Raw genomic sequence first — 24705 nt, 5'->3', positions numbered from 1 at the left:
CGAAGCCATGACCCGCCAACACGCCATCGACGCCGCCCTTGCCCATTTCGACGACCCGGAAGGCTTTTTCGAGGATCTGAAGGCGCGCGTGGCCGTGCCGACGGAAAGCCAGAACGCGGCCCGCCTGCCCGACTGCTACGCCTATCTGGAAGAAGAGATGCGGGATGCGTTCGAGGCCCTGGGTTACGCTTGCCGTGTCTACGACAACCCCTTCGAGGGCTGCGGCCCGATCCTGTTGGCGACGCGGTGGGAAGGCGACGGTCTGCCCACGGTCCTGGGCTACGGCCACGGCGACACGGTGCTGGGCCAGGAAGGCCGGTGGAAGGACAATCTGGACCCCTGGCGCCTGACCAAGGTCGGCGACAAGGTCTACGGGCGCGGCACCGCCGACAACAAGGCCCAGCATTCGACCCATATCGCGGCGCTCCGCGCCGTGCTGGACGCGCGGGGTGCGCTCGGCTTCAACCACAAGTTCATCATCGAGACCGGGGAAGAGAACGGCTCCAAGGGCCTGAAGGACCTGGTCGCGCGGGAGAAAGAGGCCTTCGCCGCCGACGTCTACTTCGCCTCCGACGGGCCCCGCTTCGACGTCGCCAAGCCCAATCTGACGCTCGGCAACCGGGGGGCGTTCAATTTCGATCTCGTCGTCGACCTGCGGGACGGCGGCCATCATTCCGGCAACTGGGGCGGGCTTCTGGCCAATCCGGGGATCATCCTGGCCTCGGCGCTGGCGACCGTGATCGACGTGAAGGGCCGCATCCTGGTGCCGGCCCTGCTGCCGCCGGCCATTTCCAACAGCGTGCGGGACCTTCTTTCCGACGTCACGCGCGAGACGTCGGCGGGCGGCCCCGCCATCGACGACGACTGGGGCGAGCCTGGCCTGACCCGGGCCGAAAAGGTCTATGCCTGGAACACCTTCGAGATCCTCGCCATGAAGACCGGCAACCCGGACAACCCAGTGCATGCCGTGCCGCCCAAGGCCGTCGCCCATTGCCAGTTGCGCTTCGTGGTCGGCACGGACTGGCAGAACATCGTCCCCAACCTGCAGGCCCATCTGGACGCGGCCGGGTTCGGGATCGTCACGGTGCGGCCGTCGACCGGCGGCAACGCGGCGTTCTTCCATGCCGCGCGCACGCCCCCGGACCATCCCTGGGCCAAATGGATGCGCGCTGCCGTGGAACGCACGACCGGCGAGACCTGCCGCATGGTGCCCAATTCGGGGGGCTCCATCTGCAACGACGTATTTCAGGACGTGCTGGGCATTCCCTTCGTGTGGCTGCCGCTCAGCTATACCGGCTGTTCCCAGCACGCCCCCAACGAACACATCCTGTGGTCGCTGACCCGCGAGGGCATGGAACTGGTCACCGGCATCTACTGGGACCTGGGCGATCCGGAAACGGCCTATAGACTTGAAAGGAATGCGGCGTGACACGCGATGCGGTGATCGAAAGTCTTGAACAGTATTTCGACGACGGCGGTTTTTGGGCGGATCTGTCGCGCCGTGTCGCCATCAAGTCGTGCAGTCAGGACGAACCGTTCCGGCCCGAGCTGTACCGATATCTGAGGGACGAGATGACGCCCTATCTGGCGGACCTCGGCTTCGTCAGCGAGATTTTCGAAAACCCCAAGCCCGGCGGACAGCCCATCCTGGTTGCCCGCCGGCATGAAGGTGACGATCTGCCGACCCTGATGACCTATGGCCACGGCGACGTGGTGCGCGGTTATGACGACCAGTGGCGCGACGGCATCGGCCCGTGGGAAATGAAGAAAGTGGGCGAGCGCTGGTACGGGCGCGGCACCGCCGACAACAAGGGCCAGCACACCATCAATCTGGCGGCGCTCAAGGCCTGCCTGGAGGCGCGTGGCGGAACGCTCGGCTACAACGTCGTCGCGCTGATCGAAACGGGCGAGGAAACGGGCTCGCCGGGCCTGCGCGAGTTCTGCCGTGACCATAAGGATTTGTTCAAGGCCGACGTGTTCATCGCCTCCGACGGCCCACGCCTCAACGCGGTGCGGCCCACGGTCTATTTCGGATCGCGCGGCGTGTTCAACTTCACCATGTCGCTCGACCTGCGCGACGGCGGCCATCATTCCGGCAACTGGGGCGGGCTGCTGGCCAACCCGGGGGTGATCCTGGCCCATGCCATTTCCACCATCGTCGACGCCAAGGGGAAAATTCTGCTCGACGAGCTGAAGCCCGAACCCATTTCCAATTCCGTGCGCGACGCCCTGTCCAAGCTGACGGTCGGCGGCATGGAGGGCGATCCGGAAATCGATCCCGACTGGGGCGAGCCGGGCCTGACCGCCGAGGAAAAGGTGTTCGGCTGGAACACCTTCGAAATCCTGGCCTTCAAGACCGGCAATCCGGACAACCCGGTGAACGCCGTGCCGCCCAAGGCCTTCGCCAAATGCCACATGCGCTTCGTCGCGGGCTTCGATCCGGCGGGGGTCATTCCGGCCGTGCGCAAGCATCTCGACAAGCTGGGCTACGACAAGGTCACCCTGACCCCCGACCGGGAATTCATGGCAGCGACGCGGCTCGAGCCCGATACCCCCTGGGCCAAATGGGCAATCAACTCCCTGGCCCGCACGGCGGGGGAGGAGCCGGCCGTGCTGCCCAACCTGGGCGGATCGCTGCCCAACGACTGCTTCGCCCATATCCTGGGCCTGCCGACCATCTGGGTGCCGCACAGCTACCCGGCCTGCTCGCAACATGCCCCCAACGAACATATCCTGGAACCCGTGTCCCGCTCGGCGCTCCGACTCATGGGCGGGCTGTTCTGGGACCTGGGCGAGACCGCCAGTCTGCCGCGACAATGACCGAGCCCTGCGACCTTTCCGCCGTCGAATTGCGCGCCCTGATCGGGGCGCGAAAGCTGTCGCCGGTGGAACTTGTGGAAAGCTGTCTTCGGCGCATCGCCGCCGTGAACGGTACGGTCAACGCCTTCGTGGCATTGGATGAAGACGGCGCCCTGGCCCGCGCCCGGGAACTGGAGGCGGAGATTTCCCAGGGCCGCGACCCGGGGCCGCTGGCGGGCCTGCCCGTCGGCATCAAGGATCTGGTCAACGTGAAGGGCGTTCGCACGACCTACGGCTCGTTGCTGTTCAAGGACCACGTGCCCGACGCCGACGACGGCCAGATCACCCGTCTGCGCGACGCCGGGGCGATCATCCTGGGCAAGACCAACACGCCGGAATTCGGCTCCGGCGCCAACACCACCAACCGGGTCTACGGCGCCACCACCAACCCGTTCGATCCCGCGCGAACGCCGGGGGGATCCTCCGGCGGCTCGGCGGCGGCGCTGGCGTGCTCCATGGTGCCGCTGGCCCAAGGGTCCGACACGGGCGGCTCGCTTCGCGCCCCCGCGACCTGGTCCGGCGTGGTCGGCTTCCGCCCGCGCCCGGGGGCCGTGGCCAACGAACGGCGTCTGCTGCCGCTGACCTATTTCTCGGTTCAGGGCCCCATGGGGCGGTCCGTCGCCGACACGGCGCTGCTGTATTCCGCCCAGGCGGGCAGCGCCCATCCGGGCGATCCAATGGGCCTGCCGTTCGATGCGGCCCCATTCGCAGATCTTCAACCGGCGGACTTGGGCAACTTGCGCGTCGCCTTTTCCGAAGACCTGGGCACGGCCCCTGTGGATGACGGGATCAAGCGCGTGTTTCGCCAGCGTTCGGCGAAATTCCGTGATGCCTTCGCCCATGCCCGGGACGACCATCCCGACATCGCGGGCGTGCGGGACTCCTTCTGGGTGCTGCGCTGCGTCTATTACATGGCCTATCACAAGGAGAAGGTGGAGAAACACCGCGACCTTCTGTCGCCCAACATCGTCACCAACACGGAAGCCGGATACGCCATGTCGCTGGCCGACGTGGCGGCGGCGGAGGTCGCCTGGCGGCAATGGTACGACCGCTTCCAGGCCTTCATGGAAGATGTCGACTTGTTGATCCTGCCGGGTAACGCCTATCCTCCCTACCGGCTGGACACGGGGGCGCCGACCACGATCAACGGCAAGCCCATGGAAAACTACATGGACGCATCGCTCATCCGCTCGGCCCTCACGCTGACCGGCAATCCGGTCATCGCCGTGCCCTGCGGCCTGGACGAAACGGGGGCTCCCTTCGGCTTTCAGATCGCCGGCAAGCGCCACGGCGAGAAGGACTTGCTGGAGGCCGCCCTCGCCATCGAAACCATCCTGAACGCGGACGCGGAAACCGCCCGCCCGATCCCAGACCTGGAGAAATTGACATGACCAAGCCAACGACGGCGACCGAACTCTGCGACCTGACCGCGACCGAGGCCCGGCGCCTGATCGGCACCAAGGAAATCTCGCCGGTCGAATTGCTGGAAAGCTGCATCGCGCGGGTCGAGGCCGTCGACGGCGCGGTCAACTGCATGGTTACCCGCGCCTATGATCGTGCCCGCGAGGAAGCCAAGGTCGCCGAGCAGATGGTGATGGACGGCGAGGAATTGGGGCTGCTCCACGGCCTGCCCATGGGCATCAAGGACCTGGAGGCGACGGAGGGCATCCGCACCACCTGGGGGTCGCTGATCAACAAGGATACGGTGCCCGAGACCGATCAGGGTTCCGTCGCCGCCGTGCGCGCCGAGGGCGCGATCATCCTGGGCAAGACCAACACGCCGGAATTCGGCGCCGGGGCCAACACCAAGAACCGCGTGTTCGGGGCCACGGGCAATCCGTTCAACCCGGAACTGACCTGCGCCGGATCGTCCGGCGGTTCGGCCGTGGCGCTGGCGACCGGCATGGTGCCGATCGCATCCGGCAGCGATTACGGCGGCAGTCTGCGCACCCCCGCCGGGTTCTGCGGCGTCGTCGGTTTCCGCCCGTCGCCGGGCACGGTTCCGGCCGAAGGAAAGGCCTCGGCCCTCATGCCCTGGTCGGTGCTGGGCCCCATGGCGCGCACGGTCGAGGACGCGTCCCTGTTGTTGCAGGCGCAGATGGACGACGACCGGCGCGACCCGTTCTCGGGCCTGGTCGATCCGCGCCTGTTCTCCTCCGTGGACGGCCTGGACCTGGGATCGATCCACGCCGCGATCACACCGGATCTCGGCTGCTGCCCCGTGGACAAGGGCATCGCCGACACCTTCAAGGCGCGCACCGATCAATTCCGGGGCGTGTTCGCCGAGGCCCAGGACCGCGCCCCCGACATGGGCGATATCCATCGGGTGTTCGAGGTGTTCCGCGGCATTACCTTCGTCGCCCTGCACCAGGAACGCCTGAAGAATCACAAGGACCTGCTGGGCCCCAACGTCATCGACAACACCACCCGGGGGCTAGAGGTCACGGCGTCGGACGTCGGCTGGGCCCTGGTCGAGCAGGCCAGGATCATGCGCAATTTCATCGACCTGTTCGATGAGGTCGATGTGCTGATCTGCCCCGCCGCCTCGGTTTCGCCGTTCCCCCACGAACAACTGTATGTGGACGAAATCAACGGCGAGAAAATGCCGACCTACATGCGCTGGCTGGCGATTTCCTATGCGCCGACCATGGCCATGGCGTGCTCCGCCGTGATCCCCTGCGGTGTCGACCACAAGGGCATGCCCTTCGGCCTTCAGATCATGGCGCCGAACGGCAAGGACGCCCTGGTGCTGGCCGTCGCCCATGCGCTGGAACAGTATTTCGCGGGCAAGGCCGATCTGATGCGGCCGGTGCCGGATATCGCCAAACTGCAAGCCTAGGACAGAGCCATGACCAAGCGCGTACTGATCGCCGGTTTCAAGCACGAGACCAATACCTTCTCGAAACTGCCGACGGACATGGCGGCCTACAAGGCCCGGACCTATTACCGCGACGACGAGGTCGCCCGGAAGATGCGCGGCACGGCGACGGAAATCGGCGCGGCGCTGGACGCCGCTGAAAAGCACGGCTGGTCCATCCGCCACCCCATCTATGCCAACGCCACGCCGTCGGGCAAGGTGACCAAGGACATGCACGACCACGTCACCAAGGTCATCGTTGATGCCTTGAAAGCCGACGGTCCGTTCGACGGCATCCTTTTGTGCCTGCACGGGGCCATGGTGTGTGAGCATGACGAGGACGGCGAGGGCCGGCTGCTGCAATCCGTGCGCGACGTCGTGGGTCCTGACGTGCCGCTTGCCATGACCCTCGACCTGCACGCCAACGTGACCGACCGGACGGCCGATCTCTGCGACATCGTGATCAGCTACCGCACTTATCCGCATATCGATCAGTACGAGATCGCGACCCAGGCCTGCGATCTTCTGGCGCGCACCATGGCCGGGGAGATTCACCCCAAGGTCCATGTCCGCCGCCGCGAAATGCTGGACGGCGCCGACCATGGGCGGACCACGGCGCCGGGGCCGATGACGGAAGCACTCGCGACCTTGGACAAGCTGCTGAAGGAAACGCCGGGCACCTACGCCGGGTCGATCAACGCCGGTTTCCCCTGGGTCGATATCCATGACACGGGGCCGACCTGTATCGTCACCGGCGAGGGCGACAACCCGGCCCACGGCAAGATCGCCGAACAGGTGATGGATCAGCTGTGGCGCGACCGCAACAAACTGACCATCAAGCTGTATCGTATCGACGAGGCCTTGGCGCAGGTCAAATCAGCCTTGGCCAAGGGCGTGCAGGCACCGATCATTCTCGCCGACTATGCGGACAATCCGGGTGGCGGCGGTTACGGCGACGCGACGAAGCTGCTGGGCGCGATGATCGAGGCCGACCTGCCCGATGCCGCCTTCGGCACGATCTACGATCCCGAAGCGGCGCTTGCCTGCCGCAATGCGGGCCTGGGCACGACGTTCAGGCTGGAACTCGGCGGCAAGGTCGATCCGGCCGTGCAGGGCGGGCCGCTGTCGCTGATGGGCACGGTGACCGCGATCACCGACGGCACCTTCGCCATGGAAGGCCCGATGACCCGGGGAACCCGCGTCGACATGGGCCCGGCGGCTGTGTTCAGCGTCGGCCGCCTGGATATCGTGGTGGCCAGCGCCCGATATCAGAATTACGACAAGATGTTCTTCAAGTCCGTCGGCATCGATCCGGAGAAGAGAAAGGTCCTGGGGGTCAAATCGGCGCACCATTTCCGCGCCGCCTACGGGCCCATCGCGTCGCAGATCATCGTCGTCGACGACGGCGGCGGCGTGACCTCGCGCAACTACAAGGACCTGGATTACAAGAACGTCCGCCGGCCGGTGTTCCCGCTGGACATCGATTAGGCGCCGCGGGGGGAGGCCGGCCCGCCGGTCAGAAATGTCTGGATCAAGGATTTCAGAAGAACCGTCATCACCGTCGAGGCGGGGATATCGAGGACGGTACGGAGAGCATCGACGGGGTCGACCATGTTCGGGAGCTTTTCAATAACGTCCTGCCCGAGCGGTCGGAACGTCATGGACCAGTCCGCAAAGATGCGGGTGGTGATGGGGCCCTCGGCAAGCAACTGAACGTCCCGGTGGCGCGAATCCCGCTGGATATTGACGAACAGGGTGTCGATCTCCGCCTTTCGGCCTTCCAGGTATTGCGCGAAACTGCCGCACCCATAGATCAGGATGCCGGTGATGCCGTGTTCCTTGTTTGCCCGCCGGGAAACGTCGAGCAGGTCCTGCAGGGCGTCTGGCCCCAACGGCGAAACCGCGTGACTGAAATAGACCAGGGAGTGCAGTTCGGGTGTTTCAGGCATGGCCGGACATGATGCCAAACGACAGGCGTGCGAACGGGTTCAGGGCCGTGTCGGTGCCCGGACGACGTTGCGGAACGTAAGGTTGACGCGGGGGGCGACGATCGCTTGCGTCTTGGGCACCCGATGTTGCCACTGAAGTTGGCATCTTCCCCCCATTACCAGGACGTCGCCGCCGCCCAGGCTGATTTCAATTTTGGTTTTCTTATCATCCTTGCGGCGCAGCTGAAAGCGCCGAGGCGCCCCCAGGTTGACCGACGCGATGACCGGGGCGGGGCCCAACGACGCCTCGTCGTCGGAATGCCAATCCATGCTGTCGGCGCCGTCGCGGTACAGATTGGCGAGCACGGAATTGAAAGGGGTCTGGGCGATCTCCTCGCAACGGTTGCGCAGACCGGCCAACACGGGCGGCCAGGGGCGTGGTTCCAGGTGGAGCCCTGAATAGGCATAGGCCGCGTCGCCGTACCAGGCGCTCAGGCGCGGCTGCGGAATGCGCCGGCCGTAGAGGGTCAATTCTTCCTGTTGCCAGTCGACCTGGGCCATTACCCGGTCGAACAGGGCGTCGGCGCCGTCCAGGGCGGCGGGATAGAGCACCGCGTCCGCCGCCTCCAGGCGCACGGGCGGAAAGTTGAGGGCAAGGCCGGACATGAAGGTCTTAGTGGACGTTGGGGGTTTTGTAGAAGTCACCGCGCGCGCAGGACTGCACGGTGACCGTCATCAGGTCGCCGTCGCGGTAGATGTTGAGCGGCACGTCGATCCCGGCATTGCCCAGCGACCACACGCCGCGGAAGAACTCGGCCATGCCCTCGACCGGCTTGTCGTCGACGCCGACCACCAGATCGCCGGCCTTGAGGCCCGCGTCCTCCGCCGGGCCGCCCTTCCAGGTGCCGACGATGACGACGCGGCCCATGGTCTCCGCCGTGAAGGTGCCCAGCCAGGGACGGGGCGGACGCCCGGTCGCCCCCGTGGTGCGCAGGGTCGGAAGGATCGCCTTCACGATGTCGATGGGCACGATCATGTTGCCTTCGGTCTCGCCGCTTTCCTCGCCCCGCACGTAAAGCGATCCGATGCCGCGTAGCCGGCCGTCCTCGCCGATCAGCGCCGCCCCGCCCCACAGGGGATGAGCCGGCGCGGTGAAGATGGCGTCGTCCAGCAGGTATTCCCAGTATCCCGCGAATTCCTTCCTGGCCGACACGCGGGTCTGCAAGGCGTGCTTGCGCCCGCCGCAGCCGGCGACGATCACGTCGTCGCCCGGGATCAGGTCGGCGGAGGACCCCAATTCGATGGCGGGCGCGTCCAGGGGCTGCAACGCCTGGACCAGGCCGAAGCCGGTTTCCTGGTCATAGCCCATGACATGACCCTCGGCGGCGCGGCCGTCGTTGGTGACCAGCCATACACGTTCGGCCTCGACCACCAGATAGCCGATGGTCAGAACCAACCCCTTGGGGTCGATGACCACGCCATGGCCGCTGCGCTGGGTGCCCAGGGTCGTCGCGGTGAAGGCCGTTTCGGGAATTTCCGTGCGCAGGGACACCACGCTGCGCAGCGTCTTGTCGATGTCGAAGGAAAACCGATCGTCGTCGGGCCGGTAAGGCTCGGGGATTTCAGGGTATTCCTGCTGCGGTTCGTCCATGCGGGAATGGTAGAGCAGTTTGCCCGGAAAGGAAATGCGCCGGGGCGGGATTTTCGTCGCTCGCGCGGGCGGGGGCATCGTCTATTGAACGATCATGCCCTGCGGCGCTAGATTGTACACAATCGTACCGAGCGAACGGATTGGGAGGATCGGCCACATGGCTCAGGTAATTCAACTGCACGAGGTTCCGAGTCTGCGTGAAAAGGTCTCGGAGGAGGAATGGGCGCTGCGCGTTGAACTGGCGGCGGTGTACCGCCTTGTCGCGCGGTTCGGTTGGGACGACGGCATTTTCACCCATTCCTCCGTGCGCCTGCCGGGCCGCGAGCACCACTTCCTGATCAACCCCTACGGCCATCTGTTTTCCGAGGTCTGTGCGTCGAACCTGGTGAAGATCGACCTCGACGGCAACGTGCTGGACGGCAGCCCCTACGAGGTCATCAAGGCAGGCTTCGTCATTCATTCGGCGGTCCATATGGCGCGCGGCGACGCCATGTGCGTGATTCACACCCATACCAACGCGGGCATGGCCGTCTCGGCGCAGAAGAACGGATTGCTGCCCCTGAATCAGAAGTCCATGGGCTTCTACAACCGGCTCGCCTATCACGACTATCAGGGCATCTCGAACGATACGGAGGAGCGCGACAGCATCGTCCGCGACCTCGGCAATCACCATTCCATGATCCTGCGCAACCACGGCCTGCTGTGCACCGGGCGGACCATCGCCGAGGCGTTCCAGCACATCCGCTATCTCCAGCATGCCTGCGAGCTGCAATTGATGGCTCAGGCCTCGGGCGCGGAGCTGATCATTCCGCCCAAGGAGGTCTGCGAGCACGCGGCCCAGCAGTTCGACGGCGACGGCGGCCCCCGGGGCGGCGATCAGTTCGCGGCCTTCGTGCGCCTGCTTGATCGGGAAGAGCCCGACTACAAACATTAGTCACTAATTCCGATCCAGGCAGATGGGGTCATTCCCGCGAAAGCGGGAATCCGGCACGGTCTTTCTGGCCCCCGCTTTCGCGGGGGTGATCGGCTGCGTGGGTGGCCGCGCGAATATTCCAGCCGTCCGGATTCCGTCAATGGCCTCAGACGGTTCCGGCGGATCGGCTGAATGTCAAAATGGCGTCATTTGACATCCCGGTCTCGGAAAACTATCTTAGGTAAATCAACAACTTAATACTGTAGCCATTTGACCCGGCCAAGGATGACCGGGGCGGTGGCTTTTTGTCCGTGCCCCGCGCTGGGCGACGGGCATCCGCCATTTTGACGGGCGGAATGCGCCAACAAGAAAAAAGGAGCCGGATACGGCATGTGTGGACTTAGCGGCGAAATCAGATTCGATGACGGTTATGCGGACGCGCGCGCGGTGGCGCGCATGACGGACGCCATGGCGCCCCGGGGACCGGACGCCTCGGGCCTGTTTCAGCAAAGCCGCTGCGCCTTCGGCCATCGCCGGCTCAAGATCATCGACCTGACGGAAAAGGCGCAGCAACCCCTGGTCGATCCCGACCTGGGCCTGACCATCGCCTTCAACGGCTGCATCTACAATTACAAGGCGCTCCGCGAGGAACTGATCGCCAAGGGCTACCGCTTCTTTTCCACGGGCGACACGGAGGTTGTTCTCAAGGCCTTCGCCGCCTGGGGGCCTGATTGCGTGAAACGCCTGAACGGGATGTTCGCCTTCGCCATCTACGAGCGCGACACCGGGCGCCTGACCCTGGCCCGCGACCGGCTCGGCATCAAGCCGCTGTACCTGGCGGAAAGCGGCAAGCGGCTGCGCTTCGCCTCGACCCTGCCGGCGCTGCTGGCGGCGGGCGACACGGACACGGACATCGATCCCGTGGGCCTGAACCATTACATGTCGTTTCACGCCGTGGTGCCGGCCCCCTATACGGTGCTGAAGGGCGTGCGCAAGCTGCCGCCCGCGACCTATGCGGTGTTCGACGCCGACGGCACGCGCAAGGACACCACCTATTGGTCCGTCGATTTCACGCGTTCCGCCGGCGACATGAAGCTGTCCGCCGAGGACTGGCGCGACCTGGTCTACGAGGCCCTGGCGCTGTCCATCGACCGGCGGTTGGAAGCCGATGTCGACGTCGGCGTGCTGTTGTCGGGCGGGGTCGATTCGTCGCTCATCGTCGGCATGCTGGCGCGCGCGGGCAAGACGCCGCTGCGCACCTTTTCCGTGGGCTTCGAGGACGCTGGCGGCGAGGCCGGCAACGAGTTCAAGTATTCCGATCTGATCGCCAAGGAATTCGGCACCGAGCATTACAAGATCCACGTCGGCGCCAAGCGCCTGATGGACCTGCTGCCGGATACCATCCGCGCGATGTCCGAACCCATGGTCAGCCACGACAACGTGGGCTTCTTCGCGCTCAGCCAGGAAGTCGCTCAGCACGTGAAGGTGGTGCAGTCGGGCCAGGGGGCGGACGAAATCTTCGGCGGTTATTCCTGGTATCCGCCGCTGATGGAATCCAACGATCCCGTCGGTGACTACGCCCAGGTGTTCCGCGACCGCGATTTTGACGACTACAAAAAAGCCGTGTCGCCGCAGTACCACACGGGGCGCGACGAAAGCCTGGCCTTCATCGAACGGAATTTCGCCCAGCCCGGCGCCGACCGCGCCGTGGACAAGGCGCTGCGCATCGATTCCACCATCATGCTGGTCGACGATCCGGTGAAGCGGGTCGACAACATGACCATGGCCTGGGGGCTGGAGGCGCGGGTGCCGTTCCTCGATCACGAACTGGTCGAGCTGGCCGGCCGTGTTCCGCCCGAACACAAGGTCCGCGGCGGCGGCAAGGGCGTGTTGAAGGACGTCGCCCGCATGGTCGTCCCGGCCGAGGTCATCGACCGGCCCAAGGGCTACTTTCCCGTGCCGGCGCTGAAATACATCGACGGGCCGTACCTGGAAATGGTGCGGGACACCCTGGCGTCGAAGCCGGCGCGTGAGCGGTCGCTGTTCGACCGCGGCTATCTCGACATGCTGCTGGACGCCCCCGCCGATCACATCACGCCGCTTAAGGGCTCGAAGCTGTGGCAGGTGGCGCTCATGGAAACCTGGCTACAGACCCACGGGGTCTGACGCCGTGAACCGGCGAAAGGAAAACCCGGTCATGGAAAATGCGCTTTCCTTGAAGCATTGGGGCGAGCCGCCCAAGAACGGCATGGGCACGGTCGGCAAATGCGTCGCCGTGCATTGCGGTTGGGGCCGCGTGCTGTTCGGCCAGACCTTCGACAAGCCGGAACTGTTGGCCGGCCGCCTGATGGAGGAGGAGACCGGCGAGCGCGACCTTGCCATTTACGTGCGCGATCCGCATGTCATCCTGTCCATGGCGCCGCAGACCCTGTTCATGGATCCGTCCCACAGCTTTCGCCTGAACCTGAGGGAACTGCCGGCCACCGCCCGCGCCGACGACAGCACCATGTTCACGATCCGCGCGGCCGAGGCCGCCGACGAAGGGGCGATCAACCGCATCTATACCTCACGCGGGATGGTGTCGCTCAAGCCCGGCTATCTGGCCGAACTCGACAACCGGCAATGCGTCACCGTGCTGGTCGCGGAATCGGCCCAGGACGGTGAGGTGCTGGGCGTCGTGATGGGGATCGACCACACGACCGCCTTCGATGATCCCGAGGAAGGCTCGTCCCTGTGGGCGCTCGCCGTCGACAGCCAGGCAGCGGTGCCCGCCGTGGGCATCGGCCTGGTGACCGCGCTGGCGGCCCATTTCCGGGCCGCGGGCCGCGCGTTCATGGACCTGTCCGTGCTGCACGACAACGCGGAAGCCATCCAGTTGTACGAAAAGATGGGGTTCGAACGGGTTCCCGTCTACACGGTGAAGAAGAAGAATCCGATCAACGAATCCCTGTTCATCGGCCCGCAGCGGGTCGAGAATCTGAACATCTACGCCAAGATCATCGTCGACGAGGCCAGGCGCCGCGGCATCCACGTGGACATCGAGGACGCGGCGGCGGGTCTGTTCACCTTGACGCTCGGCGGGCGGTCCATCGCCTGCCGCGAAAGTTTGAGCGAGCTGACCTCCGCCGTCGCCATGAGCCGCTGCGACGACAAGGCGCTGACCCACCGGCTTCTGGCCAAGGCCGACCTGAACATGCCCGGTCAGGTCACCTTGCGCAGCCGCGACGACGTGCGGGCGTTTTTGGAGAAGTACGGACGCATCGTCATCAAGCCCGCCCGGGGCGAACAGGGGCAGGGCGTGTTCGTCGACCTGTGTTCCGAGGACGAGGCGATCGCCGCCTTCGACGAAGTCCGCGACCAAGCCGACCATGTGATCGGCGAGGAATTCGTCAACGGCCGGGACCTTCGCATCATCGTCATCGGCGACGAGGTCGCCGCCGCCGCCGTGCGCCGGCCGCCCCGCATCACCGGCGACGGGCAACACAGCATCCAGGAACTGATCCAGCGTCTGTCGCGCCGCCGCGCCGCCGCCACGGGCGGCGAAAGCCGGATTCCCATCGATGACGAAACACGGCGCTGTTTGCAGGCTCAGGGACACGGCATGAATTCGATCCTGGGGGACGGCGTGGTGCTGGAGGTCCGTAAGACCGCCAACCTGCACTGCGGCGGCACCATCCACGATGTGACCGAGGACCTGCATCCCGCGCTGCGCGATGCGGCCCTGACGGCGCGCCAGGTTCTGGGCATCCCCGTCGTCGGGTTCGATTTCATGGTTCCCCGCGTGGATGGGCCCGACTACCGTATCATCGAAGCCAACGAGCGCCCCGGCCTGGCCAATCATGAACCACAGCCGACGGCGCAGAAATTCGTCGATTTCCTGTTTCCCGAAACACGCCAGGAATTGGTGAAGACTCCCGCAAGCGGGAAAGGAGTGACCGCGTGAAGTACGACCTTTTCATAGACCGAGACTACATGGTCGAAATCTTGGCCAAGCTTTTGGCCACACCCAGCCCGACCGGCATGACGGACGAGATCGTCGGCCTGGTCTGTGCGGAACTGAAGGAGCTCGACATTCCGTTCGAGTTGACCCGCCGGGGCGCCATCCGCGCCGACCTGAAGGGCGAGGAAGCCTCGCCCGACCGCGCCATCGCGGCCCATCTCGACACCCTGGGCGCCATGGTCAAGGGCTTCCGCCTGGGTGGACGGCTGGAGGTCGTGCCGATCGGCCATTGGTCGTCGCGTTTCGCCGAGGGCGCGCGCTGCACCGTGCATTCCGATGGCGGCCGCACCTTCCGCGGCACCATTCTGCCGGCCAAGGCGTCGGGCCATACCTATAACGAGGCCATCGACACCCAGCCGACCGAATGGTCCGAGGTCGAACTGCGCCTGGACGAACGGGTCGGCTACGAGCACGAAGTGCGGGCGCTGGGCATCAATGTGGGCGATACCATTTCCATCGACCCGATGACCGAATTCATGCCCAACGGTTTCGTGTTTTCGCGCCATCTGGACGACAAGGCCGGGGTTGCGGCGCTTTTGACGGCGGCGCGGGCGGTCGGGCGCGCGGGCACGGTCCTGCCCATTGACTGCCATCTGCTGTTCACCATCACGGAAGAGGTCGGCGTGGGGGCCTCCGCCGTGCTGCACGGCGATGTGGCCGAACTCGTTTCGATAGACAACGGCACCATCGCGCCGGGCCAGCATACCTCCGAATACGGCGTGACCATCGCCATGCAGGATTCCTCGGGGCCCTTCGATTGGCACCTGTCGCGTTCGCTGATCGACATGTGCGTCGGTCACGGGATCGAGCATTCCCGCGACGTGTTCCGTTTCTACCGATCGGATGCCGCGGCGGCGCTGGAGGCCGGCAACGACATCCGCACGGCGTTGCTGTGCTTCGCGCTCGACGCGTCGCACGGGTATGAGCGCACGCATCTTGATTCGGTCATGGCGCTGACACGGCTCCTGACCCTCTACATGCAGTCCAAGCCCATGTTCCTGCGGGACAAGGATGCCCTGGGTCCGCTCGGCGATCTGCCGGCGACGGAACGCGACAAGCCCGCCAAGGCAGCCGAGTAGGGACTTGCCGGGGCGGCCTGCCTGGGCGAGACTGGTCCCCGAACATTTCTGGAATGCTAATTCCTGAACAATGGGGACGGGGGGAACATGACGCAGGGCATGGTGGTCGCGCCGCAGCCGGAGCCGGTCGAGGTCGGCGCGGAAATTTTGAGATCGGGCGGCAACGCCGTGGACGCCGCCGTCGCGACGGCATTGGCCCAGACGGTGGTCGATCCCTTCATGTGCGGCATCGCCGGGTTCGGCTCCATGCATCTTTATCTGCCGTCGGTCGGTCAGCACCTGTGCCTGGATTTCCACGCCCGCGCCCCCGGCGCCGTCACCGACACCATGTGGCAGGACCTTTTGGAGCAGGAGGCCGAGGACGGTTTCGGCTTTATCCTGAAAGGCCGCGTCAACGAGGTCGGCTATCAGGCCATCGCCACCCCGGAAACGCTCCGCGCGCTTGATGCGGCGCTCACCCGGTTCGGCACGCGCCCGCTCGCCGATTTGCTGCAGCCGGCCATCGCCTTGGCCAATGACGGCTATATGATCCGCCCGCACATGCACCGCTTCTGGACGCAGGAAGAACCCGCCGGCCGCGTCCAGCACATCGAATACCTGCGCGGCAGCCCGGCCACGGCCAAGACGTATCTGAACGCCGACGGCAGCCTGAAGACGCCCGGCATGACCATTACCAATCCGGACATGGCGCGCACCCTTGCGCGCATCGCCGCGCAGGGCGCCGACGATTTCTATGAAGGAGAGATCGCCGGCAGGATCGCGTCCGACATGGCGGCCCATGGCGGGCTGATTTCGGCCGCCGATCTCGCCAATTGCGGGCCCGAGGAAACTCAGCCCCTGTGGTCCGAGTACCGAGGCATCCGGGTGTCGTCCTGTCCGCCGCCGGGCGGCGGGATCATGGTCCTGCAGATGCTGAACATCCTGGAGAATTTCGATCTGGCGGCCATGGGCCACAATTCGCCCGATTACATCCGCACGGTCGCCGAGGCCATGAAGATTTCCACCGTCGACAAGGACCGCAGCGTGGGCGACCCGCGCTTCGTCGACGTGCCGGTGGCGCACCTGCTGGACAAAGGATACGCGGCGGATTGCGCGGCGCGCATCAAGGCGGGCGAGGTCACCCACGTGCCCCGCGTCGGCCGCGACAAGGAAAGCAAGGATACGACGCATCTTTGCGTCGTCGATCAGGCCGGCGACTGCGTCAGCCTGACCCATTCGTTGGGCATGCCGTCGGGCGTGACCACGGACGGCCTCGGCTTCATCTACAACGGCTGCATGGGTGTGTTCGACCCCCGGCCGGGGCAGGTCGGGTCTCTCGCCCCCGGCAAGGCGCGGTTCACCTCCATGGCGCCGACCATCCTGTTCGACGGCGATCGGCCCCGCTTCATCGTCGGCGCGCCCGGCGGCACCTACATCGCCATGGGTGTGTTGCAGGCGATCCTCAATCACGTGGATTTCGGCATGGACGCGCAGCAGGCGGTGTCGGCGCCCCGGTTCTCGGCGACCAGCGACATCATCGAAATCGTCAATCGCATCCCCCGCGCGGTCGAGGCCGATCTCAACGGACGCGGCTACCGGACCCGGCGCTATCCCATCAATTTCCATTTCGCGGGCGTGCATGCCATCCGCCTGATGGACGGCAAGGTCGACGGCGGCGCCGACCCGGGCCGCGACGGCATGGCGATGGCGGTCTAGCCGCCCGTCTTCCGGTCCGCCGGTTCGGGCGGGATCCCTCACGAAATCTTGAGAACGGCCACAGGCCCGGATTTCCGGCCTTATTAAATACACAAATAAAATGTATTAAAAATATGAATTACAAATTGATTGACGATTTTATGATTTTGAACCACATTCTGACTGTGGATATTGAAATTATCCACGAATGAAATTTGTAAATTCATTCCGGCGCCCCGAATTTCCCCGATTTTCCAGGGATTTCGGCGCCGGCACACGCGGAACGAGGCTCGAACGACCCATGCGGCAGTTTCCCATCTTCTTTTCGGTGCAGGACCGGCCCGTGGTGATCGCCGGCGGCGGCGAGGCCGCGGCGCGCAAGCTGCGCCTGCTGCTGAAGGCGGGGGCGGTCGTCACCGTCGTCGCGCCGGACGCCAACGACGAAATCCTCGACCTGTTCGAAGCGGGCGACATCGAGTGGACGGCGCGGGCCTTCGTTGACGCCGACGTCGCCGGGGCCGTCCTGGCCTATGGCGCCACGGGGATCGACGCCGTCGACCGCCAGGTGTCCGCCGCCGCCCGCAAGGCCGGCGTGCCGGTCAACGTGGTCGACCGGCCGGAACTGTCCGATTTCATCACCCCGGCCATCGTCGAGCGCGACGCCATCACCGTCGCCGTGTCGTCGGGTGGGACCGCGCCCGTCCTGGCGCGGGGTGTGAAGGCCGCGATCGAACGCCTGCTGCCCCCCAACCTGGGCCGCCTCGCCCTGTTCGCCGAACGCTTCCGGGGGGCCGTGAAGGCCGTGGTGCCCGACGGCCGGGCGCGGCTGCGGTTCTGGGACGGATTTTTCGACGGGCCCATCGCCGCCCGCGTGCTGGCCGGCGACGAGCAGGGGGCGGCCGAGGACATGCTGTCCTACGTCAACCGGCGCGGCCGGGATGAGGACGGCATCGTCCATATCGTCGGCGCCGGGCCGGGGGCGGCGGACCTCATCACCCTGCGGGGTCAGCGCCTTCTGGAACAGGCCGACGTCATCGTCCACGACCGGCTGGTCGGCGACGGCGTGCTCGACCTCGCGCGCCGCGACGCCGACCGCATCGACGTGGGCAAGACCCCGGGCCGCCATCCGGTGCCCCAGGACAAGATCAACGATATCCTCATCGCCCAGGCCCGTCTGGGTAAGCGGGTGGTCCGCCTCAAGGGCGGCGATCCCTTCATCTTCGGGCGCGGCGGCGAGGAGTTACAGGCCCTCAATGCCGCCGGCGTCCGCGCCGAGGTCGTGCCCGGCATCACCGCCGCCACGGCCTGCGCCGCCGCCACGGGGATTCCCCTGACGCATCGGGGCCATGCCTCGGCCGTCACCTTCGTGACCGGCCACCTTGCCCGTGAAAAGGGGGGCGACGGCGGCGCGCCGGATGTCGACTGGGCGGCGCTTGCCCGCTCGGGCGCGACGCTCGCCGTCTACATGGGCATCGGTGGCGCCGGTGCCATCGCGAACGATCTGTCCCGCCACGGTCTGGCCGATACCCCGGTCGCGGTGATCGAAAACGGCACCCGCCCGGATCAGCGGGTTTTCACCGGCCATGTCCGCGGCCTCGACGCCCTGGTGCGGGCGAACGGGGTCACCGGGCCGGCCTTGATCGTCATCGGCGATGTCACGGCCCTGGCCGATATGTCCAGCGTAACCGGGGGGCAGGTGCCCCTCGCCGCCGCAATGTGATTTGGAAGTTAGGAACGGAACAATGATGCAACAGGTTGTCACGGGAAACCGCCTTGCCGACGGCGTCGTCATCTACCTCGGACAGGACGGAGGGTGGACCTCCAAGATCGACGCGGCCCGCGTCGCCGCGGACGCGGACGAGGCCAAGCTTTTGGAGGATATCGCCAAGGCGGCGGAGAAAGCCCGCATGGTGGTCGGCCCCTATCTGATCGAGGTTACGGATACAGCCGGCGCGGTGACGCCCGTGCGCTACCGCGAACGCCTGCGGGCCTACGGTCCTTCCGTTCATCCCGAATTCGGCCGCGCCGACGTGCCAGACCATCTTCGCATGGGCTCGGAAGCCGAGTTCGTGCACCTGAACGGCGTCGCCGGCTGACGCGCCGTTCACGACCGCATCTCGCAAGGAAAGAAGAAACGACATGTACCGCTACGACGAATTCGATCATGCCATGGTCAAGGACCGGGTCGAGCAGTTCCGTGGCCAGATCGCCCGCCGCATGGCCGGTGACCTGACCGAGGAACAGTTCCGCCCGCTGCGCCTGCAAAATGGGCTTTACCTTCAGCTTCACGCCTACATGCTGCGGGTCGCCATTCCCTATGGGCAGTTGAATGCCGTGCAGATGCGCAAGCTGGCCCATATCGCGCGGACCTACGACAAGGGCTACGGTCATTTCACCACGCGCCAGAACATTCAGTACAACTGGCCGAAGCTGAGCCAGGTCGCCGATATTCTCGACGAATTGGCGAGTGTCGAAATGCATGCGATCCAGACGTCCGGAAACTGCATCCGCAACACCACCGCAGACCAATATGCGGGTGTAACGGCGGACGAGATCGAGGACCCCCGCATCTATGCCGAGATCATCCGCCAGTGGTCGACCTTCCACCCGGAATTCACCTTCCTGCCGCGTAAGTTCAAGATCGCCGTGTCGGGTGCCGTGGGCGCAGACCGCGCCGCCGTGCGTTTCCACGATATCGGCCTGTTCATCGTGAAGAACGACGCGGGCGAGGTCGGGTTCGAAGTTTGGGTCGGCGGCGGCCTGGGCCGCACGCCCATGATCGGCAAGAAAATCCGCGGCTTCGTCGCCAAGGCCGACCTGCTCGCCTATCTGGAGGCGGTGCTGCGCGTCTACAACATGCTTGGCCGGCGCGACAACATGTACAAGGCGCGGGTGAAGATTTTGGTTCATGAAACGGGAACCGAGGAATTCACCCGTCTGGTTGAAAAGGAATTCGAGGACACCCAAGGCGGCGCGCTTGATTTGCCGGCCGAGGAAATTGATCGGATCGCCGCCTATTTCCAGCCACCGGCCTATGAGGCGCTGTCGGACGATCCGCCGGCCCTGACCGCCCGCCGGTTCGAGGACAAGGACTTCAACAACTGGGTGCGCGTCAACGTCGCCCGTCACAAGGCGGCGGGCTACGCCATCGCCAATATCTCGCTGAAGCCCGTGGGTGTGCCGCCGGGCGATGTGACGGCGGATCAGATGGATGCCGTGGCGGATATCGCCGAGACTTTTTCGTTGGGCGGCATCCGGGTAACCCACGAACAGAATCTGGTGCTGCCCGATGTGCGCCAAGATCAGCTGTACGACCTGTGGCTGGCGCTGCGGGAGCAGGGCCTGGCCGACGCCAACCTGGACCATATCGGCGACATCATCTGCTGCCCGGGGCTGGATTACTGTTCGCTTGCCAACGCGCGCTCCATCCCTATCGCCGAGCGGATCAGCCAACGGTTTGCCGATCTCGAGCGCCAGTACGACATCGGTGAACTGCGCCTGAAAATTTCCGGCTGCATCAACGCCTGCGGCCATCACCACGTCGGCCACATCGGCATCCTGGGCGTCGACCGCAAGGATCAGGAGTACTACCAGATCACCCTGGGCGGAGCCCCCGGCGAGGATGCCGCCATCGGCACAAAGGTGGGCGCCGCCTTTTCCGCCGCCGAAATCGTCGATGCGGTCGAAACCGTGGTGAACACCTATCTCGCCATCCGACAGCCGAAGGAACGATTCATCGATACCTTCCGCCGGGTCGGAGATGCCCCCTTCAAGGAGAGCCTCTATGACAAAGCTGCTTAAGGACGGAAAAGCGACGACCGATCCCTGGACCCACGTTGCCGACGGTGACGATCTTCCCGCGGATGGCCCGGTCATCGTCACCCTGGCCCGCTGGCAGGCGGAACATAACTCGCTCGCTGGGCGCGCGGACGGTCTCGGCATTCGCCTGGAAAGCGGCCAATCCCCGGAAGCGATCAAGGACGACCTTGCCCGCTTCGCCGTGGTGGCGCTCGAGTTTCCCAAGTTCGGCGACGGCCGGGCCTATTCCCATGCCCGCATGCTGAAGGACCGCCTGGGATACGAGGGCGAGGTGCGGGCCGTCGGTGACGTGCTGCGAGATCAATACCGGGCCATGCACCGCTGCGGGTTCGACGCGTTGGAAATTGCCGGCGATCGTCCGGCGGACAAATTGGAAGCCGACTGGCGGGCGGCCCTCGGCGAACTGCGTCATGCCTATCAGCCGGCCTTGCGCGGGCCGGAACCGATCCTGCGTCAGCGCCACCGCGCCGCCGCCGCATAACGATTGTCACCTCGGGAAAAGGCCGATCAGCCGGCGGCCTGAAGCTGGGCGCGCCAGACGACCTCGTACACCGGCACGGGCTTTTCGATGCCTTTCATGTCGAAGTTGCCGGCCTCGCGGAACTGGATCGAATGGCCGGTCACCAGGTCGCGAACCGATTGGGTGATGAATATCTGATCGGCGTCCGCCTTGTCGCACACGCGGGCGGAAAGCTGCACCGTGGTGCCGAAGAAATCGTCTTCTTCCTGAACCGCGGCGCCTGCGTTCAGCCCGATGCGGACCTTGACCGGCAGGCTGCCCTGCGTTCCGTTGTGCTTGGACAGTTCCTGCTGAATCACCATGGTCGAGGCGACGGCGTTGGCGGCGTTTGAGAACACGGCCATGATGCCGTCGCCGGTGTGTTTGACCTCGCGCCCGTGGTAGGCGGCAAGGGCGTTGCGCACGATGGCGTTGTGGGTGCGCACGACCTGTTGGGCGCCTATGTCACCCAGTTCCTGGGTCATCTTGGTCGATCCCACCAGATCCGTGAACATGACCACGACGACGCCCTGGGCCGTGGCCTTGGCCGCCTTGTTGGAGGTGAAGCCTTCAAGAACCGCCGGCAGTTCGCCGAAGGCCTTGATGTCGCCGTCGATGAAGCGCTGCATGGCCGATCGGCCGGCGTCGATCATGGCGCGGCTTTTCGAATCCTTTTCGTATTCCGCGAACTTGTCGCAGAACGGCCCGGCCATGGCCTTCTTGGTGCCGATGGCGACGATGGCTTCGGAAATCATGCCGTTGCGCTGCGCCCCCTCGAGGCCGCTGTACTTGGCAAGCTGATCGCCGGCCCCGGCGAGGTACAGGTTCAGCCCGAACTTGCCCAGTTTGTCGAGCTTGGCCAACTGGCTGCGAATCGCTCCCAAGGCAAGTTCGAGAAATTTGAGCATGGTCTTGCGCGGCTCCGCCGGAACGTTTTCCGGGGGATAATCCAGGCCGGACGCCATTGTCGCGGCACTGCTATCGACGACGGCCTCTTCTTCCAGGACGGCCATGGGATCATCGCCAATCGTGTCCTCGCGCCAACTGCCGAGTCCGGAATCGTAGGCATCGAATTCGTCGTCGTCCTGCCCGCCGGTCCGCGCATCCTGAAAATACTGAGTCAGGATTTCCATATCGCCCTCCTTGAGGAGAATTTTGCCCAGGATCAGGGCGGCGGTGGCGAACCCAAGGACATATCCCGCAATCATGAATCCGGGAATGTCGTAGCCAGTGGCGGCCAGTTTCTTTTGCAGGATCTCGAGCGGAATTTTCCCGGCAAACGTGATGACCGCCGTGATGATGAAGACCGTGACCAGCCGCGTGCCGACGGCGATCATGGGCGATTTCGGAGGCTTGCCGGCCTCGGCCTCGCGCAGGGCGGCTTCTTCGGCGGCTTTCTTGACCGAGTGGGCGCCGCCGATGGCGCCCGTCGCTTCCAGATGCTGCTTGGCGATTTTCTTGTAGGCCTCGCCAGCGCTTTCAGCGCCGCCCTTGCGCTTTTTCCGGCGTTTCTTTCCAGGGGGGGCGTTGTTACCGTCGGCGCCCGTGGTGGCCCGGCCACCGTTTTCGCGGCCGCTCTCGCCGCCGCCACTGTCACCACCGCCACGGTCGCTGCCGCCCCCTCCGCTTCCGCGCGGCTTGGTTTTGCCGGCCCGGGGAATGCCGGTCATCCAGGCAATCGTTTCTTGCGGAGGGCGGCCGTCGGGATAGGTGCGCCGGCTCATCAGGCGCACGGCCTGCCATTGTGCTTGGTCGTCGGCGTCATGCGCGGCGGTCAGGGCCTCGAACTCATCCGTTTCAGCCCATTCGCCCTGGCGTGCCCAATCGCCCTCGGAGGCGCGGCAATAGAGCACGAACGTCGTTGTGTATACGACCCTAGCGGCAGCCAACGCAGCAGCTCCTGTCCCGTGCAAACACCACAAAACCCCCTCGGCGTCGCGGCGACATTCGCGCGCCGAAACTGAATTCTAGGCAAGTTGACGCCGAGTATGGCATTCAACACTTTGGATTTGTACAGATTATCAGCCGTGAACCAATGATTTGTTCGCGATTGGTCCGACGCGCGGCATGAGAGTATTCGCGTAAGGAGGTTCGATGAGCAGGCAGGTGGCGGATTTATCCTTGATCGCATCCGTCGCGGCGGGGGTTTTGGGGATGAACCCGTTCTTGCATTCGGCGGTTGCGTCGCCGGCACCGGATGCCGTGGCGGTGCTTGCCGCCGTCTGCCCTCTGAAGCCCGCCGATACGGCCGGCCTGCGCCGCGTGTTGACAGGCGGCCGCCTGCTCGAGGCGCGCCTGGACGGCCCCGCGGATAGCCCCTTCAGGACGATGCATCGCATCCTCATGCCGGAAGGCGGGGAATGGGTGATCAGCCGGCTGTCGCCCGGCGGCCGCCTGCGCCGTATCAGCCTGGAATGGCATGCTCCGGCGCCGGCCGGCCCGCGTCCGGCTATCGCCGTCAATGGCTCGGGCGATTGCCGGGCGACCGAGGGCCGCCGCCTGATCTACGGCGCCGACGGGCGCGCGGAGGCGCTTGAAATTCTGTCCGCCGATCTGGCCGACGTGGTGTTCCGCGAACCCCTGAACCCGCCCGTCCCGCCGGGCCCGCCGACGGCGCAAGGGGCCGCCCGTGTCGCCGTCATCGATACCGGCATCAACTATACCCTGCCGTTGTTCGCGGGACGCCTGGCGCGGGACGGTGCCGGAGGCTTGCTGGGATACGACTTCTGGGACATGGACGCGCGCCCGTTCGATGTGGACACGGCGCGCTCGCCGTTCTTTCCCCTGCACCACGGCACGGCGGTGACCTCGATCATTCTGCGCGAGGCGCCCGAAGCGGTGATCCTGCCCTACCGCTATCCGCGCCCGGACATGACGCGGTTCGGGGACCTGGTGGCCCATGCCGACAGAGCCGGGGCGGTGATCGTCAACATGGCCATGGGCTCCAACACCGAAGCGGACTGGCGGGCCTTCGCCCAGGCGGCCAGGGCGCGGCCCCACATGCTGTTCATCGTGTCCGCGGGCAACGACGGCCGCGACCTGGACAAGGTGCCGGTCTATCCGGCCGCCCTCGGCCTCGACAACATCCTGACCGTGACCTCCGCCGACGCCGACGGTCGCTTGGCCCGGGGGTCCAACTGGGGGGCTCTGCGGGTCGACGTCATGGCGCCGGGCGAACAGATTGCGGTGACGGACCACCGGGGGGCGGCGGGCAAGGCGTCCGGGTCGTCCTTCGCCGTGCCCAGGATCACCGCCCTGGCGGCGCGGCTTCTGGCCCGGCACCCGGATTGGCGGGGACCTGAGCTGAAGGCGGCGATCCTCAAACGTGCGCGCAGGCCGTTCGGCGACGGCGCGGCCTTGCTGCGCCACGGCTGGATTCCCGATCCGACGGACGATTTCGAAGGCTGACGCGAACCCGGCGCAGGC

At 65.6% G+C, this 24705-nt stretch carries 19 protein-coding genes; 15 read left to right on the top strand and 4 right to left on the bottom strand.

The features are described from left to right. Positions 1 to 7 precede the first annotated feature (7 nt). From RJ527_04000 to RJ527_03980, 5 genes are read left to right on the top strand one after another with little or no spacing between them, the layout of a single operon-like run. Positions 8 to 1429, top strand: coding sequence for a M20 family metallopeptidase (locus RJ527_04000; GenBank protein ID WND76915.1), 1422 nt, complete (start codon positions 8 to 10; stop codon positions 1427 to 1429). Continuing rightward, the gene (locus RJ527_03995) at positions 1426 to 2820 is read left to right on the top strand and encodes a M20 family metallopeptidase (GenBank protein ID WND76914.1); all 1395 of its coding nucleotides are present in this window, start codon (positions 1426 to 1428) and stop codon (positions 2818 to 2820) included. The genes RJ527_04000 and RJ527_03995 overlap by 4 nt, the downstream gene beginning before the upstream one ends. Beyond that, positions 2817 to 4250 (top strand): amidase, encoded by a 1434-nt coding sequence (locus tag RJ527_03990; GenBank protein WND76913.1) that lies wholly within the window; start codon positions 2817 to 2819, stop codon positions 4248 to 4250. Before RJ527_03995 ends, RJ527_03990 begins: the two co-directional genes overlap by 4 nt. Further along, complete coding sequence (locus RJ527_03985) at positions 4247 to 5698, top strand: amidase family protein (GenBank protein ID WND76912.1); 1452 nt, start codon at positions 4247 to 4249, stop codon at positions 5696 to 5698. Before RJ527_03990 ends, RJ527_03985 begins: the two co-directional genes overlap by 4 nt. A gap of 9 nt (positions 5699 to 5707) precedes the next feature. Continuing rightward, a complete protein-coding gene (locus tag RJ527_03980; GenBank protein WND76911.1) occupies positions 5708 to 7204 on the top strand; it encodes a M81 family metallopeptidase in 1497 nt (498 codons plus the stop codon). Here RJ527_03980 and RJ527_03975 read toward each other — a convergent pair. Genes RJ527_03975 through RJ527_03965 form a run of 3 tightly spaced genes read right to left on the bottom strand, consistent with a single transcriptional unit; the run spans position 7201 to position 9373 of the window. Next, positions 7201 to 7665, bottom strand: a complete 465-nt coding sequence (locus RJ527_03975; GenBank protein WND76910.1) for a BLUF domain-containing protein — start codon at positions 7663 to 7665, stop codon at positions 7201 to 7203. The genes RJ527_03980 and RJ527_03975 overlap by 4 nt on opposite strands. A 39-nt stretch (positions 7666 to 7704) precedes the next feature. Beyond that, positions 7705 to 8310, bottom strand: a complete 606-nt coding sequence (locus RJ527_03970) for an alpha-ketoglutarate-dependent dioxygenase AlkB (GenBank protein ID WND76909.1) — start codon at positions 8308 to 8310, stop codon at positions 7705 to 7707. Between the two features lie 7 nt (positions 8311 to 8317). Continuing rightward, complete coding sequence (locus RJ527_03965) at positions 8318 to 9373, bottom strand: S1C family serine protease (GenBank protein ID WND76908.1); 1056 nt, start codon at positions 9371 to 9373, stop codon at positions 8318 to 8320. Positions 9374 to 9452: 79 nt separating this feature from the next. On the opposite strand from RJ527_03965, the gene RJ527_03960 reads away from it, so the two are divergent. The 9 genes from RJ527_03960 to RJ527_03920 all read left to right on the top strand — a co-directional run bounded on the left by RJ527_03960 (position 9453) and on the right by RJ527_03920 (position 21261). Then, positions 9453 to 10229 (top strand): class II aldolase/adducin family protein, encoded by a 777-nt coding sequence (locus tag RJ527_03960; protein WND76907.1) that lies wholly within the window; start codon positions 9453 to 9455, stop codon positions 10227 to 10229. A gap of 369 nt (positions 10230 to 10598) precedes the next feature. Next, complete coding sequence (locus RJ527_03955) at positions 10599 to 12374, top strand: N-acetylglutaminylglutamine amidotransferase (GenBank protein ID WND76906.1); 1776 nt, start codon at positions 10599 to 10601, stop codon at positions 12372 to 12374. Between the two features lie 31 nt (positions 12375 to 12405). Beyond that, on the top strand, positions 12406 to 14151 hold the full coding sequence (gene ngg, locus RJ527_03950; protein WND76905.1) for an N-acetylglutaminylglutamine synthetase: 1746 nt from the start codon (positions 12406 to 12408) through the stop codon (positions 14149 to 14151). After that, complete coding sequence (locus RJ527_03945; GenBank protein ID WND76904.1) at positions 14148 to 15287, top strand: osmoprotectant NAGGN system M42 family peptidase; 1140 nt, start codon at positions 14148 to 14150, stop codon at positions 15285 to 15287. The genes ngg and RJ527_03945 overlap by 4 nt, the downstream gene beginning before the upstream one ends. 87 nt (positions 15288 to 15374) lie before the next feature. Continuing rightward, positions 15375 to 16982, top strand: coding sequence for a gamma-glutamyltransferase (gene ggt, locus RJ527_03940; protein WND76903.1), 1608 nt, complete (start codon positions 15375 to 15377; stop codon positions 16980 to 16982). Between the two features lie 280 nt (positions 16983 to 17262). Continuing rightward, the gene (gene cysG / locus RJ527_03935; protein ID WND76902.1) at positions 17263 to 18681 is read left to right on the top strand and encodes a siroheme synthase CysG; all 1419 of its coding nucleotides are present in this window, start codon (positions 17263 to 17265) and stop codon (positions 18679 to 18681) included. Positions 18682 to 18703: 22 nt separating this feature from the next. Next, positions 18704 to 19057, top strand: a complete 354-nt coding sequence (locus RJ527_03930; GenBank protein WND76901.1) for a DUF2849 domain-containing protein — start codon at positions 18704 to 18706, stop codon at positions 19055 to 19057. A 43-nt stretch (positions 19058 to 19100) separates the two neighbouring features. Continuing rightward, positions 19101 to 20762, top strand: a complete 1662-nt coding sequence (locus RJ527_03925) for a nitrite/sulfite reductase (GenBank protein ID WND76900.1) — start codon at positions 19101 to 19103, stop codon at positions 20760 to 20762. After that, complete coding sequence (locus RJ527_03920; protein ID WND76899.1) at positions 20746 to 21261, top strand: DUF934 domain-containing protein; 516 nt, start codon at positions 20746 to 20748, stop codon at positions 21259 to 21261. The genes RJ527_03925 and RJ527_03920 overlap by 17 nt, the downstream gene beginning before the upstream one ends. Before the next feature lie 26 nt (positions 21262 to 21287). Here the strand turns inward: RJ527_03920 and RJ527_03915 are convergent, their stop codons facing one another. Then, positions 21288 to 23168 carry an adenylate/guanylate cyclase domain-containing protein gene (locus RJ527_03915; protein ID WND76898.1) on the bottom strand — a complete coding sequence of 627 codons (1881 nt, stop codon included), beginning with the start codon at positions 23166 to 23168 and terminating at the stop codon, positions 21288 to 21290. Between the two features lie 265 nt (positions 23169 to 23433). Between RJ527_03915 and RJ527_03910 the strand changes: the two genes are divergently transcribed. Further along, positions 23434 to 24687, top strand: coding sequence for a S8 family serine peptidase (locus RJ527_03910; protein WND76897.1), 1254 nt, complete (start codon positions 23434 to 23436; stop codon positions 24685 to 24687). Positions 24688 to 24705: the final 18 nt, after the last annotated feature.

Source organism: Thalassospiraceae bacterium LMO-SO8, assembly GCA_031655335.1.
Classification (GTDB): Bacteria; Pseudomonadota; Alphaproteobacteria; order Rhodospirillales; family Casp-alpha2; genus UBA1479.
This window is presented reverse-complemented; position numbering and strand designations above follow the sequence as displayed.

What these genes read in the sequence shown, in the direction of transcription:
- RJ527_03925 (WND76900.1), top strand. Translation starts at nt 19,101, where the DNA reads ATGTACCGCTACGACGAATTCGATCATGCCATGGTCAAGGACCGGGTC.
- cysG (WND76902.1), top strand. Translation starts at nt 17,263, where the DNA reads ATGCGGCAGTTTCCCATCTTCTTTTCGGTGCAGGACCGGCCCGTGGTG.
- RJ527_03980 (WND76911.1), top strand. Translation starts at nt 5,708, where the DNA reads ATGACCAAGCGCGTACTGATCGCCGGTTTCAAGCACGAGACCAATACC.
- RJ527_04000 (WND76915.1), top strand. Translation starts at nt 8, where the DNA reads ATGACCCGCCAACACGCCATCGACGCCGCCCTTGCCCATTTCGACGAC.
- RJ527_03970 (WND76909.1), bottom strand. Translation starts at nt 8,310, where the DNA reads ATGTCCGGCCTTGCCCTCAACTTTCCGCCCGTGCGCCTGGAGGCGGCG.
- RJ527_03955 (WND76906.1), top strand. Translation starts at nt 10,599, where the DNA reads ATGTGTGGACTTAGCGGCGAAATCAGATTCGATGACGGTTATGCGGAC.
- RJ527_03990 (WND76913.1), top strand. Translation starts at nt 2,817, where the DNA reads ATGACCGAGCCCTGCGACCTTTCCGCCGTCGAATTGCGCGCCCTGATC.
- ngg (WND76905.1), top strand. Translation starts at nt 12,406, where the DNA reads ATGGAAAATGCGCTTTCCTTGAAGCATTGGGGCGAGCCGCCCAAGAAC.
- RJ527_03920 (WND76899.1), top strand. Translation starts at nt 20,746, where the DNA reads ATGACAAAGCTGCTTAAGGACGGAAAAGCGACGACCGATCCCTGGACC.
- RJ527_03975 (WND76910.1), bottom strand. Translation starts at nt 7,665, where the DNA reads ATGCCTGAAACACCCGAACTGCACTCCCTGGTCTATTTCAGTCACGCG.
- RJ527_03930 (WND76901.1), top strand. Translation starts at nt 18,704, where the DNA reads ATGATGCAACAGGTTGTCACGGGAAACCGCCTTGCCGACGGCGTCGTC.
- RJ527_03910 (WND76897.1), top strand. Translation starts at nt 23,434, where the DNA reads ATGAACCCGTTCTTGCATTCGGCGGTTGCGTCGCCGGCACCGGATGCC.
- RJ527_03985 (WND76912.1), top strand. Translation starts at nt 4,247, where the DNA reads ATGACCAAGCCAACGACGGCGACCGAACTCTGCGACCTGACCGCGACC.
- RJ527_03960 (WND76907.1), top strand. Translation starts at nt 9,453, where the DNA reads ATGGCTCAGGTAATTCAACTGCACGAGGTTCCGAGTCTGCGTGAAAAG.
- RJ527_03965 (WND76908.1), bottom strand. Translation starts at nt 9,373, where the DNA reads ATGCCCCCGCCCGCGCGAGCGACGAAAATCCCGCCCCGGCGCATTTCC.
- ggt (WND76903.1), top strand. Translation starts at nt 15,375, where the DNA reads ATGACGCAGGGCATGGTGGTCGCGCCGCAGCCGGAGCCGGTCGAGGTC.